This is a genomic window from Paenibacillus albidus (genome assembly GCF_014644435.1).
GTDB lineage: Bacteria > Bacillota > Bacilli > Paenibacillales > Paenibacillaceae > Paenibacillus_AQ > Paenibacillus_AQ albidus.
The window spans coordinates 1-17,037 of sequence record NZ_BMKR01000048.1; the positions used below are offsets into that span (position 1 = coordinate 1).

General features: G+C 50.7%; 16 protein-coding genes and 1 other RNA gene. 1 reads left to right on the top strand and 16 read right to left on the bottom strand.

Annotated elements, in window-relative coordinates:
* Positions 1-316: 316 nt before the first annotated feature.
* The 14 genes from IEY53_RS31075 to rpoE form a co-directional block, all read right to left on the bottom strand.
* The gene (locus IEY53_RS31075; protein WP_189031745.1) at positions 317-583 is read right to left on the bottom strand and encodes a pro-sigmaK processing inhibitor BofA family protein; all 267 of its coding nucleotides are present in this window, start codon (positions 581-583) and stop codon (positions 317-319) included.
* A 22-nt stretch (positions 584-605) separates the two neighbouring features.
* The gene (locus IEY53_RS31080) at positions 606-860 is read right to left on the bottom strand and encodes a hypothetical protein (protein ID WP_189031821.1); all 255 of its coding nucleotides are present in this window, start codon (positions 858-860) and stop codon (positions 606-608) included.
* A gap of 146 nt (positions 861-1,006) precedes the next feature.
* The gene (gene recR, locus IEY53_RS31085; protein WP_189031747.1) at positions 1,007-1,606 is read right to left on the bottom strand and encodes a recombination mediator RecR; all 600 of its coding nucleotides are present in this window, start codon (positions 1,604-1,606) and stop codon (positions 1,007-1,009) included.
* Positions 1,607-1,642: 36 nt separating this feature from the next.
* Positions 1,643-1,954 (bottom strand): YbaB/EbfC family nucleoid-associated protein, encoded by a 312-nt coding sequence (locus tag IEY53_RS31090; protein WP_189031749.1) that lies wholly within the window; start codon positions 1,952-1,954, stop codon positions 1,643-1,645.
* A gap of 46 nt (positions 1,955-2,000) precedes the next feature.
* Complete coding sequence (gene dnaX, locus IEY53_RS31095) at positions 2,001-3,773, bottom strand: DNA polymerase III subunit gamma/tau (RefSeq protein WP_189031751.1); 1,773 nt, start codon at positions 3,771-3,773, stop codon at positions 2,001-2,003.
* A 135-nt stretch (positions 3,774-3,908) separates the two neighbouring features.
* An RNA gene (gene ffs, locus IEY53_RS31100) (signal recognition particle sRNA large type) lies at positions 3,909-4,177 on the bottom strand.
* A 133-nt stretch (positions 4,178-4,310) separates the two neighbouring features.
* The gene (gene rpmE, locus IEY53_RS31105; protein WP_189031753.1) at positions 4,311-4,508 is read right to left on the bottom strand and encodes a 50S ribosomal protein L31; all 198 of its coding nucleotides are present in this window, start codon (positions 4,506-4,508) and stop codon (positions 4,311-4,313) included.
* A 122-nt stretch (positions 4,509-4,630) separates the two neighbouring features.
* Positions 4,631-5,908, bottom strand: a complete 1,278-nt coding sequence (locus IEY53_RS31110) for a radical SAM family protein (RefSeq protein WP_189031755.1) — start codon at positions 5,906-5,908, stop codon at positions 4,631-4,633.
* Between the two features lie 25 nt (positions 5,909-5,933).
* Complete coding sequence (gene rho, locus IEY53_RS31115) at positions 5,934-7,283, bottom strand: transcription termination factor Rho (RefSeq protein WP_189031757.1); 1,350 nt, start codon at positions 7,281-7,283, stop codon at positions 5,934-5,936.
* A 168-nt stretch (positions 7,284-7,451) separates the two neighbouring features.
* On the bottom strand, positions 7,452-8,717 hold the full coding sequence (gene murA, locus IEY53_RS31120) for a UDP-N-acetylglucosamine 1-carboxyvinyltransferase (protein ID WP_189031759.1): 1,266 nt from the start codon (positions 8,715-8,717) through the stop codon (positions 7,452-7,454).
* Positions 8,718-8,946: 229 nt separating this feature from the next.
* Positions 8,947-9,801, bottom strand: coding sequence for a class II fructose-1,6-bisphosphate aldolase (gene fba / locus IEY53_RS31125; protein ID WP_189031761.1), 855 nt, complete (start codon positions 9,799-9,801; stop codon positions 8,947-8,949).
* Between the two features lie 208 nt (positions 9,802-10,009).
* The gene (locus IEY53_RS31130) at positions 10,010-10,396 is read right to left on the bottom strand and encodes a response regulator (RefSeq protein ID WP_189031763.1); all 387 of its coding nucleotides are present in this window, start codon (positions 10,394-10,396) and stop codon (positions 10,010-10,012) included.
* Between the two features lie 302 nt (positions 10,397-10,698).
* On the bottom strand, positions 10,699-12,306 hold the full coding sequence (gene pyrG / locus IEY53_RS31135; protein WP_189031765.1) for a CTP synthase: 1,608 nt from the start codon (positions 12,304-12,306) through the stop codon (positions 10,699-10,701).
* Between the two features lie 273 nt (positions 12,307-12,579).
* Entirely contained in the window at positions 12,580-13,143 is a 564-nt protein-coding gene (gene rpoE, locus IEY53_RS31140) for a DNA-directed RNA polymerase subunit delta (protein WP_189031767.1), read from the bottom strand.
* Between the two features lie 459 nt (positions 13,144-13,602).
* Between rpoE and IEY53_RS31145 the strand changes: the two genes are divergently transcribed.
* Positions 13,603-14,784 carry a S8 family peptidase gene (locus tag IEY53_RS31145; RefSeq protein ID WP_189031769.1) on the top strand — a complete coding sequence of 394 codons (1,182 nt, stop codon included), beginning with the start codon at positions 13,603-13,605 and terminating at the stop codon, positions 14,782-14,784.
* 76 nt (positions 14,785-14,860) lie between these two features.
* Here IEY53_RS31145 and argS read toward each other — a convergent pair whose 3' ends face one another.
* Both argS and IEY53_RS31155 read right to left on the bottom strand, forming a co-directional pair.
* The gene (gene argS / locus IEY53_RS31150; protein WP_189031770.1) at positions 14,861-16,546 is read right to left on the bottom strand and encodes an arginine--tRNA ligase; all 1,686 of its coding nucleotides are present in this window, start codon (positions 16,544-16,546) and stop codon (positions 14,861-14,863) included.
* Complete coding sequence (locus IEY53_RS31155; RefSeq protein WP_189031772.1) at positions 16,543-16,986, bottom strand: YwiB family protein; 444 nt, start codon at positions 16,984-16,986, stop codon at positions 16,543-16,545. The genes argS and IEY53_RS31155 overlap by 4 nt, the downstream gene beginning before the upstream one ends.
* Positions 16,987-17,037: the final 51 nt, after the last annotated feature.

Genomic DNA, 17,037 nt, shown 5'->3' on the forward strand with positions numbered 1-17,037 from the left:
TTGAAACATCTGACGAGAATTTGCATTCTCTACCGATTCATCTCCAGCATTCGCATGCTGCAAGAATCCTCTTTGTTTGGATTCCACTTTCGTGAATTCCCACTCACTCGTTGTTCAGTTTTCAAAGATCAATGTCTCGTTTTCGTTCATCGTTGCTTGTCAGCAGCGACCTTTATAATATATCACAGCACCTTCATTCTAGTCAAGCGATTTTTTTAATTAATTATTCGCTTGCCGTTCTGACAAGTTAATCAAGACTATCTTGTCCAAAGGGCCGAGACTTAATGTATCACAGAACACAACCTGCCGTCAACCATTATAGCAATGTTATTTTTAATCCCAATAAAAGCAGCACTCCCGGCAGCCCCAGAATCGTTACCGTGCCTATGGTTGCCGGATTTAGCGGAATGTACACTTCCGTCAACAGACCTGAGAAATTCACCAGGTAAATCCCTGCAGCAGCAAGGACTAAGTGAGTGCCGAACAGGCTTAACCAGCTCCAGCCTATTCTTTTTCTGAATACTATTAAAAGCAGCATTATTAATGACCCTATAAATATTCCCATCGCAGCTAATCTGATCATGTTACACCTCCTGCTAATGTTTTTACATTTGGCTGCGGTTCAAACCCAAGCTTTTGGCATGTTTCAAATGAATTTGATATTTGCGCTCCGCCGCTTCCAGTATAAAAATAGCGTAGTCAATCTGGTCCTGTCCTGTAGCTTCATCAAACATCAGGTAGGCCGTTTCCCACTCTGCATGTGCCTTTCGGACCTCTAAAAAGGTCTCCCAGCTCTCATCATACCGTTCTGCCTGCCGATCCCCTGCCGTCTCCCGCCGCCACGAACTCCACCATCCCATGCTGAATCCCCCTTTAGAATAAACTGCCGCAAAGATAAACGCTCTCTCAGCCGGCTATTCTCATTCATATCGGGATTGGGACAAACTTAGAACAAAAAAAGAAGCCCATAGCAGGCTTCCTTATTATTTCTCCATCCGGCCAGACCTCAGAACAGCTCGCGGCGACCCTCCAAGGCCTTGGATAGGGTCACCTCATCGGCATATTCAAGATCTCCGCCTACAGGCAGGCCATGGGCAATCCGGGTAATTTTGATTTCAAATGGCCGGGTTAACCGTGAGATGTACATGGCTGTTGCTTCACCTTCAATATTGGGGTTGGTAGCCATAATCAGCTCCTTCACCCTCTCGTCACTCAGTCGGGTCAACAATTCCTTTAGACGGATATCATCCGGCCCAATGCCCTCCATAGGCGAAATCGCACCCTGCAGAACATGATAGTATCCATTGAACTCCTTGGTCCGCTCAATCGCCACCAAATCCTTGGAATCCTGGATTACACATATTACAGAGGGATCGCGCGTTTTGTCCTGGCAGATCCGGCACGGATCGGTATCCGTGATGTTGCAGCAGACCGAGCAATAATGAAGATTGCGTTTGACATTTACCAAGGCTTTGGCAAAGTCGATAACCTCGTCTTCCTTCATACTAATCACATGAAAGGCCAACCGGGCGGCTGTCTTCGGCCCAATCCCGGGCAAACGCGTAAAAGCATCGATCAGCTTGGCTAACGGTTCGGGATAATACAAAGTGGTAGTTCTCCTTTTGACTTAATGGAGTGTGAACTAGAACAGGCCTGGAATTTTCATTCCGCCGGTGAATTTGCCCATATCGTTGTTGGCCAGCTCTTCGGCTTGGGTCAATGCATCATTTACCGCTGTGATTACAAGATCCTGAAGCATTTCTACATCATCCGGATCAACAGCTTCCGGTTTGATTTGAATGGAGAGCAGCTTTTTGTGGCCGTTCACTTGTACAGTGACTACCCCGCCGCCGGAAGATCCTTCAATCGTCTTGCTGCCGAGCTCTTCTTGGGCTTTTAGCATTTGCTCCTGCATTTTTTTGACCTGCTTCATCATCTGGTTCATATTATTCATACATCATCTCTCCTTTTGGATGCGCATTGCGCTAATGGGCCTGTTACTACTCTTTTATGACAACAAGGTCTTCTCCAAAAAGCTGGATGGCCTCGTCAATCCATGGTTCCTTGGAAGCACCCGCAGCTTCATGCTCATGCTCCAGGCGAAGCTCTTCTTTGCCCGGCTGGTCCGCAGACTTCTGCGCAGCCTCATTCCAGTCACGCATCATGATCGTAACCAGCCGATAAGGCTTGCCGAGACGGGCTGCCATAACATTCTCAATCACTTGCCTGTTGGCCGGCTTCTCAGTTGTGTCACGGTGAATGGTATTCTTAAAAGCCACAAGCACCGCATCCTCCATGACAGAGACAGGCTCCCCGTCCACAAACCAAGCATGAACCGTCACCTTCTCTTCCTTTACGCCTTGCAGAACAACGCTCCACTGCTTATAAACTGCTGAGAAATCAGGGCTGTCTTTACTGGCGATAAATTTGTCCACCTGGGGAGGCATCTTGCCGGCAGCAGAGATCCGCGGAGCACTCTGGGCAGGCTGCAGCTTCGGACTGGCATTATGATCACGCCCACCCGCAACCGCACCGGCTTGAATGGCTTGCTCCAGCTTCTTTTCCAAAGCGGCAAGCTGCCGCTTCAGCATATCCAGTTCACCAGGGTCCGCACCGGAAGAGGTTCCAGCAACAGCGGGAACGGAACCAGACGAAGCAGCAGCGACAGGAACCGCCAGGTTTCCTTGTTCATGCATGCTGCACAGCTTCATCAGTGCCACCTCAAACAAAGTCTGCGGATGGGTAGCATATTTCATCTCGCCCAGGTACCGGTTAAGGGTGTCGACGATCTCAAAGAGACGTTCACGGGAGAAAGCTGAAGCCATATCCTGGAACTCTGCAGGATTAAGAACCCGGTCAGTCAGTTGGTCTGCTCCCGGCACCATCTTAATCATAAGCAGATCGCGGAAATAATACAGCAGATTCTCCAGACACTTATCGGCACTTTTCCCCTCCTGCATCAGTTGCTCGACAAGCTCCAGAAGAAGACCCATGTCCCCTTCCAGAATAGCTTTGGCCAGGCGGGCAAACTGCTCTGAGGGGATACCGCCGGTCATGCCCAATACCTGCTGGTAGGTCACCTGTCCGTCCGTAAAGGACGAGATCTGGTCCAGAATACTCAAGGCATCCCGCATCCCGCCGTCAGAGAGACGGGCGATATACTGCAGCGCATCCGGATCCGCCTCGATCCCTTCCTTGTCACAAATCGTTCTCAGATGGGCAGCTTGCTCTTCCAGCGAGACTCTGCGGAAGTCAAAGCGCTGGCAGCGGGATATGATCGTTGCCGGCAATTTATGCGGCTCTGTTGTTGCCAAGATGAACATGACATGTGGAGGCGGTTCCTCCAGCGTCTTGAGCAGCGCATTAAAGGCTTCCGTTGTCAGCATGTGCACTTCATCAATAATATACACTTTACGGCGCACTTCGGTAGGCGCATATTTGACTTTATCCCTCAGGTCGCGGATTTCTTCCACACCCCGGTTGGATGCCGCATCAATCTCCTGCACATCCATTACGTTACCCGCAGTGATACGCAGACAGGAAGGACACTCATTACAAGGTTCAGGACCGAGTCCACGCTCACAGTTGACCGCTTTGGCCAACACCTTGGCAGCGCTTGTCTTACCGGTCCCGCGCGGACCGCTGAACAGATAGGCATGCGAAACCCGCTGTTCACGAATAGCGTTCTGCAGCGTCTTTATAATGTGCTGTTGTCCTACCATATCCTGAAACGACTGTGGCCGCCAAGCACGGTACAGCGCGATATGTTCCACTATGCATTACCCTCTCTTAGGTTGCCGCTTTCCGGCATTTGTCGCTAACCCATTATACTATATTCTCCAACCTTTGACCAAAAACAAAAAGCATCTCCGCTTATCGCAAAGATGCTGTCATTATTACATTATAAACCGTGCACCTGTTATTGATGGCTGCGATCCAAGCGGCAACCCTACATGACTGCTCGGGCTAGGCCACCCTCCGGCACAAGAGAAAACTTGCTTATGGCTGCTTCCTTCCGGACCTGACCAGGTTCACAAGCACTCATTGCGGAGGACCCAACCGTCAACACAGCCCGTAGGAACCAAGGCCTCACATCGACAGCACCTCTAACAGGAATTCAACCTCGCTACAGCGGATTGCGAGTTACAGGGCACCGCTACCTCCCCGTCTAGCACGGCGAAGTTAAGTATAGCTTACACCCGCCCAAAAATCAACCATAGGTACGGAAAAGAAACTTCAAAATATAGAAACCCCCGGCTGCAACAGCCGGAGGTTGGCTTAAACACTGGACCACAGAGATTCCAGCTGGATTAGATTCCATATTTTTTCTTGAATTTATCAACCCGGCCGCCGGCATCCAGGAATTTCTGCTTGCCCGTAAAAAACGGATGGCAGCTGGAGCATATTTCGACGCGAAGCTCTTGTTTCACGGAGCCGGCTTCAAAAGTGTTGCCGCACGCACAGGTTACCTTTGTTACATTATACTTTGGTTGAATTGTTGCTTGCATTTGAATCTCACCTCTCTTGCCCTAAGCCTCATGCGGACTTAGAGTTATATGAATATGCCCACATATTTTAGCATGGATAAATCCACACTGCAATAGGTTTCATATTCACAGCTTTGAACCCCTCAACTATGAACGCGCCCGGGCTTGGCACGGGTTAACGCCGGAGGCGGGACATGCGTAAACGATCCAATTACCACCCCGGGCAGCTCCTCCCGGAAAATATCAAGCATGGTCTTCATCCCCAGAATCTCTCCTTGAGCCGGCGGAATTAATTCAAGATAACTCTCCGGATCAATATTCAGATTGCGCATCTGAATAAGCTTCAGATCTGTACGCTTGACGAATTCGACCATCGCTTCAATCTCTTCCTCACGATCCGTCACTCCCGGGAAAATCAGGTAGTTAATCGACGTGTACACTCCCTGGGAGCCTGCGTATTTCAGTGACTTCTCCACATTCGCGAGCGTATAGCCGCGAGGTTTGTAATAGGCATTGTAATGATCATCCAGCGCACTGATCGTGCTTACCCGCATCAGATCAAGACCGGCATCAACAATCCCGCGAATATGGTCACTTAGCCCGGCGTTCGTATTGATATTAATGTAGCCCATATCCGTGATGGAACGGACCTCCCGCATAGCTTCAATAATGATCTTCGCCTGTGTCGAGGGTTCTCCCTCACAGCCTTGGCCAAAGCTGACGATGGATTGTGGTGTCTTCAAGTGCTCCAACATCACTTCAACCAGTTCATCCACCCGCGGTTTGAAATTCATCCGCGTCTGCGGAGATACAAATCCGCTGTCGTCCGGTTGTTCGGAAATACACCCGAAACAGCCTGCATTGCAGGAGTACGACACAGGTACGGCACCTTCCCAGCGGCCAAGAAACGTATTGGAGGAGGTGAGGCACTCATAACCAAGCGCACAGTTGGACAGATGAACGAACAGGCGATTCTCCGGGTATTTGGCCGTGAGGCTGCCCACACCCTTCTGCACCTCTTCCCTGTCGCAATTCAGCGGATTCCACTGTTCCGGGTCGTCAGTCAGCTCGGCGCCTACATAGAAGCCGCCATCTTTCCACACTACGGCCGAATATCCGAACAACGGAAGCTTGTAGGTCTTATCCGTCTTCACATAGCCCGGAAGGCATAACCGCGTATAGCCTTGCGGCATCAGTGCCCCAACCGCCTGGGAACCCTCAGGCAGCGGCATCATTTGCCCGGTCTTGGGGTCCATGCCCACCGCCCGTGTATGGGGCAGCCCCACCAGTGTAGCCCCTTCCGGCAGCGGGATTAGTTCTTCCTCCAGCATCTCAACAATCATATCCCCGCTGCGGGCCAGCCCGTACAGCTCGGGATGATCATATACGTTTCCTTGCCCGTCGGCATATACCAAATACATGTCAGTCTCCTCTTATTATCAATTCTCAAGTTGTCGGCAGGGAAGGTGTTTTGGGCCGGGTCGTCCGGCGTGCGGAGGCGCCGCTATTGGAGGTTCCGCCCTTGCTGGCAGTCCCGTTCGCTGCTTCCTTGCCCGAGACGTCAAAAGACGCCAAAAACTCGGCATTGGTCTTGCTGTCACGAAGCTTCTTGAGGAATCCTTCGACGAAATCGTAGGATTCGTTCATATTTTTACGGATCGACCAGATCGTATCCAATTCTTCTTTGCTAAGCAGCACTTCTTCGCGGCGCGTTCCTGAACGGCGGATATCGATCGCCGGAAAAATACGCCGTTCCGCCAATTTGCGGTCCAGATGGAGTTCCATGTTGCCGGTACCCTTAAATTCTTCATAGATAATGTCGTCCATACGCGAACCGGTGTCAATTAGTGCGGTTGCAAGAATGGTCAGACTACCGCCCTCTTCCACATTCCGCGCAGAACCGAAAAACCGTTTGGGACGATGGAAAGCCGCAGGGTCGATCCCCCCGCTGAGTGTCCGGCCGGATGGCGGAACAACGAGATTATAGGCACGCGCCAGACGGGTAATACTGTCCAGCAAAATCACAACATCCTTTTTATGCTCAACCAGACGCAAAGCCCGCTGCAGCACAAGTTCAGCCACTTTAATATGATTCTCGGGAAGTTCATCAAAGGTCGATGCCACTACTTCACCCTTTACGGAGCGCTGCATATCGGTTACCTCTTCGGGGCGTTCATCAATCAGCAGTACAAATAATTCAATCTCAGGATTATTAGTGGAAATGCTGTTGGCAATTTCTTTCAAGAGGAGCGTTTTCCCTGCTTTGGGAGGTGCAACAATCAAACCGCGCTGCCCCAGACCTACAGGAGCGAGCAAATCCATTATTCGGGTAGACAAATGAGTAGGGGATGTTTCAAGCGGCAGCTTGTCTTGCGGATAAAGAGGTGTAAGCGCCGGGAAATGAAGACGTTCCGCTGCACTGGCAGGATTCTCGCCGTTGACGGCATTGACCTGCAACAGTCCGAAATAGCGTTCATTTTCTTTGGGTGTCCGGCATTTGCCGGATACAAGATCTCCGCTTCTGAGATCGAACTTGCGGATTTGGGATGCAGAAATATAGATATCTTCAGCACTGGGGAGGTAATTAATCGGCCTCAAAAAGCCATAGCCCTCCGGCAGAATTTCCAGTACGCCTTCCATAAACATAAGTCCGCTTTGCTCCGCCTGTGCCCGAAGGATCGCAAAGATCAATTCTCGTTTCTTCATCTGCCCGTAGTAAGGGATCTGGTATTTCTTGGCCAGCTTATACAAGTCGGTCAGCTTCATTTCTTCCAGATCGGAAATTTGAAGATCCATTTAATAACCACCTATTCAATTTTTTTATATGAGTTCATCTCTAGCACTGTAACGGGCAAAAAACTATGAGTCTATTAAAACGCTCATTAGGATAGGATTACCCCAAATGGAAGGAGATATGCAGTTAACCCGCAAAAATTCCTCCCCCCTTTGTCCATGGCGTCTTCTTTATTCTTCGATTTGCTCACTTTCACGCCAGACGTCGGCTCCCAGATGGCGGAGATTGCTGACCAGATTGTCATAACCCCGGTCAATATATTCGACTCCTGTCACCTCTGTGATTCCTTCTTCTACAGTTAGACCGGCAATCACAAGGGCCGCACCTGCGCGCAGGTCGGCAGCCTTCACTTTGGCCGCATTAAGCTTACTGCCCTCAATGATGGCCGACCGCCCTTCGACCCTAATCTTGGCGCCCATGCGTACCAGTTCCGGCACATGCTTGAACCGATTGCTGTAGACAAAGTCGCTGAGCACACTAACTCCTTCAGCCTGGGTGAGCATACTCGTCATCGGAGATTGCAAATCCGTGGGAAAACCGGGATAGATCAATGCTTTGACATCAGCATTCTCATATTTCGCCTGGCCGATGACCCGAATGCTCTCATCCAGTTCTTCGATCCTCACACCCATCTCCAGCAGCTTGGCCGTTAAGGCCTCCAAATGCTTGGGGATGACATTATCTATCAATACATTGCCGCGCGTAGCTGCAGCAGCAATCATATATGTTCCGGCCTGAATCCGGTCGGGAATGATGGAATGCCGGCAGCCGTGCATTTCCGTAACCCCTTCGATCCGGATAGTTTCCGTGCCGGCGCCCTTAATAACAGCGCCCATAGAGTTCAACAGAGTAGCTACATCTATAATCTCAGGCTCTTTGGCCGCATTTTCGATAATTGTGGAGCCTTTGGCCCGTGAAGCAGCCAACATGATATTAATCGTGGCACCTACGCTGGATACGTCCAAATAAATCTTCGCACCGCGCAGTTCTTTGGCGTACAAATGAATAGAGCCATGTTCATTAGTGACAGTGGCTCCCAAAGCTTCAAAGCCTTTGATATGCTGATCTATCGGACGGGGCTCAAAATTACAGCCACCGGGAAGACCTATCGTCGCTTCCTTGAATCGTCCAAGAAGCGCACCCATCATATAATAAGAAGCCCGGAGTTTCTTTACCGGTCCGTTAGGCATGGGGATAGAAACAATACGGGAGGGATCAATTCTCATCTGGCTGCCTGACCAGGTTACATTTGCGCCAAGCTCTTCCAGGATTTCGGAGTAGACGGCTACATCACTTAGGGACGGCAAATTATCCAGAACAACTTCAGATTCAGCCAAAATTGCCGCAGGAATAAGGGCAATCGCGCTATTCTTCGCTCCGCTGATGGTTACAACACCCTGCAACGGGCGTCCGCCGCCAATCATTAATTTTTCCATAAATTTATCTGTTTCCCCCTACGTGTATTGCAGCCGGTTGGGCAATACGTGCTGTGGCTAATGCTGATGATAGGCAGAAACGGCTACGCCGTCCTTGCAGGGACGGCCTCCGTTTCCCGTTAAATGGAAAGACACCGGCTAGGCGGTGTGCTCTCCACATCAAAATATTCAACTGGACAGCCTATGAAGCTTGTCCGCATGACATGCGGGCTGGGTAATGTAAGGTAGGTTAGGCTTTGTTGCTGGAACCGAATTCGCGGATTTTGCCGATAACGGTTTGTTTGATAGCTTCGCGGCCTGGTGCGATGAATGTACGCGGATCGTAAGCATCCGGTTTAGCGGCAAGCACTTCACGAACAGTCTTCGCGAACACGATTTGGTTCTCAGTGTTTACGTTGATCTTGGAAGTACCCAGGGAGATAGCTTTCTTAATATCGTGCTCAGGAATACCTGTTCCGCCATGAAGAACCATTGGGATGTTCGTAGCGTCACGGATTTCTTCCATTTCCTTGAATCCAAGGTTAGGCTCGCCATGGTAAGGTCCATGTACGGAACCCAGTGCAGGTGCCAACGTGTCGATACCTGTTTCTTTGACGATACGCACGCACTCATCCAACTTGGCATACATAATTCCGCCGATTACATCATCTTCTTGTCCGCCTACAGTTCCAACTTCTGCTTCAACAGAAACCCCTTTGGCATGAGCATATTCAACGACTTTTTTAGTCATGTCAATGTTCTCGTCAATCGGGTGGTGGGAACCGTCGATCATTACGGAAGTAAAGCCGGCATCGATGGCTTCTTTACATTTGTCAAAGCTGGAGCCATGGTCCAGGTGGATAGCTACAGGAACAGTAATCTTCATATCATGAATAAGGCCTTCAACCATCTTGACAACAGTGGTGAAGCCGCCCATGTGGCGTGCTGCCCCTTCGGATACACCAAGGATTACCGGTGACTTCTCTTCTTCTGCGGCACCAAGAATCGCTTGTGTCCATTCCAGGTTGTTGATGTTGTACTGACCTACTGCGTATTGTCCTTCAAGTGCTTTGTTCAACATGTCCGTCATAGATACTAATGGCATGGTTTCATCCTCCTAAGAATGTTGGAATAGCTTGTTTTTAAGCCGACATCACATACAGGCTTATTATAGCACATCCTGTGTCAAATACTAAATAGGATAAACAAAAAAATGTCCCGGTGGGACGATTTTCATCCAACCCATGCCTCAGGCAGACTTGGCCGCTTTTGATTCCTATATTAGAATTGTGCCCACGGAGGAAATCTTTAATCTAACTGCATTGGTCCACAGACTTATTATGCAGATGCATATTGACTGCAACCCGCATTTCATCAATGTCAAACGGTTTCGTGAAGTGCATCAGAGCTCCCAAATTGGTCGCTTCCTTAATCATATCCAGTTCTCCGTAAGCCGTCATCATGATCACTTTAATCGCCGGGTTGATTTCCTTCAGATGCTTGAGGATCTCCAGTCCATCCATTCCCGGGATTTTCATATCGAGCAAGACCAAATCTGGGGATTCGCTGCGGACAATGTCCAATGCCAATTTACCGTTAGCCGCTTGAAATGTGGTATACCCCTCACTGTTAAACACTTCCATAAGAAGAATCCGGATGCCATTCTGATCATCGACAATCAATACTTTCTTTTTCTCCATACCATAACCTCCCAGAATTTAAGGCAGATTGACTATACCGCGCCCTTCACAGCTAACGGCCCCTTTAGAAACTAGTCCATACGAAACCTATAATTCGTGCTTTATAGTCAAATTCCTGCTAAATGGATAAAATGCGTAAATGTATGCCATAAAATGGGTCAAAAGAGGATTGCGAAGACCGGTTTTTTCGTATAGAGTCACAGTTCAGCGTGTAATACCGGAAATTTAAGGCGGTTTTGCAAAAAAAGAGAGCCCCCTTCCGGAGGCTCCTCTCAGACCCGAAGGTCCTGTTCTATTCTTATCTACAGCTTAGCCGAGTGAGTCAAAGAAGCTTTGACAAATTCACGGAACAAAGGCTGCGGGCGGTTCGGACGGGAAGTGAATTCCGGATGGAATTGTACTGACAGGAACCAAGGGTGGTTCGGCAGTTCTACAATTTCCACGAGACGTCCATCCGGGGATGTTCCCGAAATGACCAATCCGGCTTTTTCCATCTCTTCACGGAAAGCATTATTGAACTCATACCGATGGCGGTGACGTTCGTACACCAGCTCATCATCATAACAAGACATCGCCAGGGAATCCGGCAAAAGCTTGCAAGGATACAATCCAAGACGCATTGTACCGCCCATATCCTCAATATCCTTCTGCTCAGGGAGCAGGTCAATCAGCGGATAGGACGTTTCTGGATCGATCTCCGAGCTGTTGGCACCAGCCAGTCCCAGGATGGAACGGCCATATTCAATAACCGATACCTGCATCCCCAGGCATATGCCGAAGAAGGGAACCCCGTTCTCACGCGCATACCGAATGGCCGAAATCTTGCCTTCGATGCCGCGGTCTCCGAACCCTCCGGGTACCAGAATACCGCCAATTCCGCCCAGCAGTTCATTCACGTTCTCATCCGTCACCTGTTCAGCATCCACCCAGCGGAGCTTAACATCGGCATTGGCCGCAAAGCCTGCATGCGAAAGCGACTCAACCACGCTCAAATAAGCATCATGAAGCGCTACATATTTACCAACAATGGCAATTTCTACGGTATGCTCCAGCTTGGTAATGCGCTCCAGCATACTTTCCCACTCACGCATATCCGGCGCAGGAGTAGTAAGCTTCAAATGATTGACGACAATCTCGTCCAATCCTTCGTCACGCAAATTCAGCGGAACTTCATACAGTGTAGAAGCATCTCGGCATTCCACCACCGCATTGGCATCAATATCGCAGAACAGGGCAATCTTTGCCTTCATGTCGGAAGAGAGCTCATGCTCGGTGCGGCATACAATAACGTTCGGCTGGATGCCGATGCTCCGCAGCTCTTTAACGCTATGCTGGGTAGGCTTCGTCTTCACTTCACCGGCAGCCTTGATGTAAGGAATCAAGGTTACATGAATGTACATCACGTTCTCGCGGCCGATGTCACTTTTGATCTGGCGGATCGCTTCCAGGAAAGGAAGGCTCTCGATATCGCCTACGGTTCCGCCGATTTCTGTAATTACCACATCCGAACTGGTCTCACGGCCTGCGCGGAATACGCGTTCCTTGATTTCATTCGTAATATGCGGAATCACCTGAACCGTTCCACCCAAATATTCCCCGCGGCGTTCTTTGCTGATGACGGAGGAATAGATCTTGCCTGTCGTCACGTTATTGTTCTTTGACAGATTAATGTCAATAAAACGCTCATAATGTCCCAGGTCGAGGTCAGTCTCGGCACCGTCATCGGTTACAAAGACTTCCCCATGCTGATAAGGACTCATTGTTCCTGGGTCTACATTGAGATACGGATCAAATTTCTGAATGGTCACTTTCAGACCTCTGTTCTTGAGCAGCCTGCCCAGCGAAGCTGCGGTAATGCCTTTGCCAAGGGAAGACACAACGCCACCCGTTACAAAAATATACTTTGTCACTGTAAAACCCTCCTAAATAAAGTCCGGAAATTCAGGCGACGCATGATGTTTATCGTAACCCGTTTTTCAATCATCAAACGGGGGAAATCAAAAGTTATTACAGTAAAAACCGCAAATACTTGGCTTCTAAAAAACAAAAAAGTGACACCCGTAGACCCGGGGCACTTTTTATTTTAGAAAACACAATATTAACTTTCATCAGAAGCCCATGCAATAGTTTACTCTGACGCTTCTCTACTGTCAAGGCAGAATTATTCTGCCCCACAAACGCTCTTAATAATTATCGTCGGCATCCTCATTATCGGCATCCTCATCGGAGTCTTCATCCGAATCATCTTCATCCGTATCGTCTTCGTCAATGTCATCATCATCGATCACAACATCTTCGTCCACTTCTTCTTCGCTGTCGTCGTCAGAATAGAGGTCGTCACGATCTTCATCGATCACGTCGAAATCCTCTTCTTCCGCAGCATAGTTCTCTTCGTCCTCGGCAAAGTCGTCATCTTCCAAATCATCGTCTTCATCGTTGATGATCCGCACGCGTTTGGTATTGCCAACCGGATCATCGGAGCGCTCCAGAGGATACCAGCGCTTCAGTCCCCACAGGTTGGTTCCGACACAGGCAAAACGTCCGTCAATATTAATCTCGGTATATAACTGGGCAATCGTATCCTGGCTCTCTTGATCGGTCATACCGCGCAGCTTCGCTACCTCAACCATCAGATCACGGTAATAATAAGGCGTATTGGCCGCTTTAAGCACCAAAAAAGCAAGGTCTACCATTGGCATTTCTTTAACTTTCTCAGGGTCCAGCTTTAAATTGAGTGGCGTACTCACTAAAGGACACTTCCTCTCACGCATTGTTCACTATTCATGGCTTTATTTCAATAATATCCATTAACAAAACTAAGTAAAACCTATTTGGGAACAAAATGCAAGTCAAAAGCGGAGGGCACAGCCAGAAATACCCCCTCTGGACTTTGCCGGAGGGGGATCATTACTTTTTATATCGACAGAGAAGCAGACCATGCAGCCTTCCGCTGGACCCGGTCTTCGATCCTGATGTGTAAAAGGCGGAGGAAATTCCTCCGCACATGACTGTATCCGCGCCAAGGATCGGCTCCTTACGGGATGTTGCAAAGAGAGTATCAGTCTCTTCTGTCTATTTTATGTAAAGCGCCGTCTTTTGACACGATGGGCAGCCCATTTCGCTAAAAAAGGGCAAGTTCCCATTCGGCCCCCTGCTTCCGCTCATACAATATGGCAGCACGGCACCGAGGAGGGGACGGCGAGAGAATGGACTATTACGTATTTTGGCAGTTGCTGCTTGGAGAAATATCGGCGGCCCCCAAGAATGGCGAACGGCGCATTGTAACCTTTAAGGATGCCCGTCAGTATGCCGGGGCGTTGTCACAGTGGAAGCAGCTGAAAAAGAAACGCCCCGCCCTGCGGAAAGTGCAGGCCTCTCCGCTGATTCGGGCCTTTTTTGTACCTGCTGCCGGAGCGGCGAACCTGTTGAACCGGTTTGCGGATGTCCTGAGTGTGGAAGAGGACCCGCGCATTCAGCTTCATGCCGTCCCGGAGGAGAAAAAGGGCACAGTGGTTATGCCCTGGGGCGTGAAAGCAATCCATGCTCCGCAAGCCTGGTCCAGATCTACAGGCGTCCATGTCAAGATAGGTGTGATCGACACCGGGGCCGATTACCGTCATCCGGATTTACGGCACTCCCTGGCCTCCGGAATCAACCTCCTGTACCGCGGCATGCTGCCGCTGGACGATAACGGGCACGGAACACATATCGCCGGAACACTGGCTGCAGCAGGCGGCACCCACGGAATGATGGGTGTAGCCCCACGGGCGCTGCTGTATCCCGTCAAGGCATTTGACCATAACGGCTCGGCTTATGTGTCGGACATTGTACTGGGCATAGATTGGTGTGTCCAGAACCGAATTGACATTATCAACATGAGCTTCGGGATGAAGACAAGAAGCAAAGCTCTGCATAATGTGGTGATGAAGGCCTATCGGGCCGGAATCGCCATCGTTGCCTCCTCCGGCAATGACGGCAAGCGCGGCGGGGACTACCCCGCACGTTATCCGGAGACCATTGCCGTCGGCGCTATCGACAAGCGGCGCAGGGTCGCGGCGTTCAGTAACCGCGGTCCGTATATCGATGTATACGGACCGGGCGAAAGTGTGCCTTCCTGCTGGCTCAGGGAAGGCTACAAGGAGATGAGCGGCACCTCCATGGCGACCTCCCATGTTACCGGTGCCGCAGCTCTCTTGCTCGCGCTGAGGCCTGAGCTTACGCCGCGCGAGCTGAAGCTGCTCTTGCGCCGCACCGCTGCGCCGGTACGGCTCCGCAAGGGCCAGCGCCGCGCTTCCCTGGGCGGCGGCGCGGCCGATGCCCTGCGCCTGCTGAGGGCAGGCGCACGGGCCCGCCGGAGCCGCGAACGCGAAAGTGTTGCACAGGGGTGACGCCTGGCCTGGCATAAGCCGGCAAAATACAAACCGCCTCCCGTAAAGCCCAGGAGGCGGTTTGCTCAGTTATAAGCTACATGCGGTCTGGTGCAGACACTGCGATCAGACGCAGCACATTGGCAATCGTCGTCCGCGTTGCGCCGAGCAGGGCCAGACGGGCCAGCGTCTGGGCCGGATCTTCGGTGATGACACGCTCCGCTTTGTAATAGCTGTGGAATTGCGAAGCCAGATCGTATACATAACGCACCAGACGGTGCGGGGCATACGATTCTGCCGCAATGGTAATTTCGGCAGGCAATTCACCGATTTTGCGCAATAGGTCATATTCATGAACGGCAGTGAGCTTGGTGAAATCAATCTCGGCCAGATCGGGCAGGGTAATTCCCTGTTCTTCCGCTTGGCGGAAGATGCTGCAAATCCGCGCATGTGCGTATTGAACATAGAACACCGGATTCTCGTTGGACGTTGAGATGGCCAGGTCCATATCAAAATCCAGATGGGAGTCCATGCTGCGCATGGTGAAGAAATAACGGATGGCATCAATGCCGACTTCCTCCATCAGATCCTCCATCGTTACCGCCTTGCCGGTGCGTTTGGACATTTTGACCTTCTCGCCATTCTGGAACAGGCTGACCATCTGGGCGATCAGCACCACCAGCTTGGCCGGATCATTGCCAAGCGCGGACATGGCCGCTTTCATCCGTGGAATATACCCATGGTGGTCCGCTCCCCAGATATTGAACATTTTGTCGTATCCACGCAGATATTTGTCGTTATGATAAGCAATATCCGGCGTGAGGTACGTATAGGTTCCATCGTTCTTAATCAATACGCGGTCCTTGTCGTCGCCATATTTGGTGGTTTGCAGCCAGGTCGCGCCTTCCTGCTCATACACCTCGCCCCGATCACGCAACTCATCCAGCGAGCGCAGCACTGCTCCATTCTCATAGAGGGAGGTTTCACTGAACCAGATGTCAAAAGAAACGCGGAAACGGCTAAGATCACGTTTGATTTTGTCCAGCTCTTTGCCCAGGCCATAGGTACGGAAAAATGCCGCGCGGTCGCCTGGAGTCATCTCCAGCAGCGCATCGCCTTTCTCGGCTACGAGCTCTCTGGCAAAACCTTTGATGTCTTCGCCGTGATAGCCGTCTTCCGGCATTTCAGCCGGTTGGCCAAGCTCCTGCAAATAGCGGGCTTCAATTGACTGGCACAGGTTGGCAACCTGATTGCCGGCATCATTGATATAATATTCGCGGGTTACCTGATAGCCGGCATAATCCAATACATTGCACAGCGCATCGCCGACAGCGGCGCCCCGGGCATGGCCCAAATGCAGGCTGCCGGTAGGATTGGCGCTGACAAATTCAATCTCAACCTTCTGCCCTTGGCCGATATCAACACGGCCATAGTTGTCTCCCTGCTCCAGGACTTGCTTGATGACCGGATACAAGTAATGTTTGGACAGGGTGAAGTTAATGAACCCCGGTCCGGCAATCTCCGCCTTCTCAATGGATGCGCGGCCAGTCTCCAAATGCCCGATAATCGCTTCGGCGATCTGGCGCGGATTACGCTTCGCAATCTTCGTCAGCTGCATCGCGGCATTCGTAGCCAGATCCCCATGCGCCTTGTCTTTGGGAACTTCCAGCACAAGGGCCGGCAGTTCTTCACGTGCAACCAGTCCGGCCGCCACAATGGCGTCGGCAATGGCTTCTTTCACCCGTTCATTGATAAGCTCTAACGGATTTTGACTCTGTGTCATGATTTTGGTTCCTCCTGTATATGCAAACTAATAGCGAATGATCCAGATAATTCCCCGTACACATGCAGATCATAATCCCACGAAACGGTAAAATCGCGTCCCTTACGCACAACATCCAGCTTCCGGGTCTGCGTAGAGAGATTGAACTGGGTATACGGTGAGCGGTAGAACCCCGGCAACTGCCGCCCCGCTTCAAAGGTCTGCTCCGACTGCACCGCACCATGGCGGATCAGCTTCAGCTCGCTTCCTGATATCTTGACGGTTGTCCGGACGGAAACCGATTCCCCTTGAGGGCTCTGCTGTAATTCTTCATATCGGACATACAGCTGTGGTCCTTTGGATATGACTTCGCCGGCAACGTTCAAGACATTCCGCTGCCCGTCCTGAAGGCTGACGAGCTGAATGGAGACCGGGTACTTGTCGGACTGCAATTCAGGCACTACATGTTCCTCCGTTTCTAAACTGAAATATAAGACTGAACCCCATCGGGC

What these genes read in the sequence shown, in the direction of transcription:
- IEY53_RS31075 (WP_189031745.1), bottom strand. Translation starts at nt 583, where the DNA reads ATGATCAGATTAGCTGCGATGGGAATATTTATAGGGTCATTAATAATG.
- IEY53_RS31080 (WP_189031821.1), bottom strand. Translation starts at nt 860, where the DNA reads ATGGGATGGTGGAGTTCGTGGCGGCGGGAGACGGCAGGGGATCGGCAG.
- IEY53_RS31090 (WP_189031749.1), bottom strand. Translation starts at nt 1,954, where the DNA reads ATGAATAATATGAACCAGATGATGAAGCAGGTCAAAAAAATGCAGGAG.
- rpmE (WP_189031753.1), bottom strand. Translation starts at nt 4,508, where the DNA reads ATGCAAGCAACAATTCAACCAAAGTATAATGTAACAAAGGTAACCTGT.
- IEY53_RS31110 (WP_189031755.1), bottom strand. Translation starts at nt 5,908, where the DNA reads ATGTATTTGGTATATGCCGACGGGCAAGGAAACGTATATGATCATCCC.
- rho (WP_189031757.1), bottom strand. Translation starts at nt 7,283, where the DNA reads ATGGATCTTCAAATTTCCGATCTGGAAGAAATGAAGCTGACCGACTTG.
- murA (WP_189031759.1), bottom strand. Translation starts at nt 8,717, where the DNA reads ATGGAAAAATTAATGATTGGCGGCGGACGCCCGTTGCAGGGTGTTGTA.
- fba (WP_189031761.1), bottom strand. Translation starts at nt 9,801, where the DNA reads ATGCCATTAGTATCTATGACGGACATGTTGAACAAAGCACTTGAAGGA.
- IEY53_RS31130 (WP_189031763.1), bottom strand. Translation starts at nt 10,396, where the DNA reads ATGGAGAAAAAGAAAGTATTGATTGTCGATGATCAGAATGGCATCCGG.
- IEY53_RS31145 (WP_189031769.1), top strand. Translation starts at nt 13,603, where the DNA reads ATGGACTATTACGTATTTTGGCAGTTGCTGCTTGGAGAAATATCGGCG.
- argS (WP_189031770.1), bottom strand. Translation starts at nt 16,546, where the DNA reads ATGACACAGAGTCAAAATCCGTTAGAGCTTATCAATGAACGGGTGAAA.